A 233-nucleotide genomic window follows, 5' to 3' on the forward strand; every position below is an offset into this window, starting at 1 on the left:
GTGGAGATCGCGCTGCTCCTCGACCGGTTGACGATCTCCGTGCGCGACCACGCGCCGCAGCTCTCCCCCGCCCATGCCATGGGGGCGCTCCTCGCGGGCGAACGCTCACCGGCCCGGAGCGGCGGTACCGGCCGGGCCGCGCGGATCACCCTGCCGGTGCCGGCGCCCGCCTCGCCGGGCCCTGCGGCCCGGCCGAACCACTGCCGCGCGCCTGACGGGCCCGGGGCCGGAAG

At 79.4% G+C, this 233-nt stretch carries 1 pseudogene; it reads left to right on the plus strand.

Annotated elements, in window-relative coordinates:
- A pseudogene (locus ACSNOK_RS36395) lies at positions 1-233 on the plus strand (ATP-binding protein); the annotation flags it as partial.

This window comes from Streptomyces sp. URMC 126 (genome assembly GCF_051386555.1).
Classification (GTDB): Bacteria; Actinomycetota; Actinomycetes; order Streptomycetales; family Streptomycetaceae; genus Streptomyces.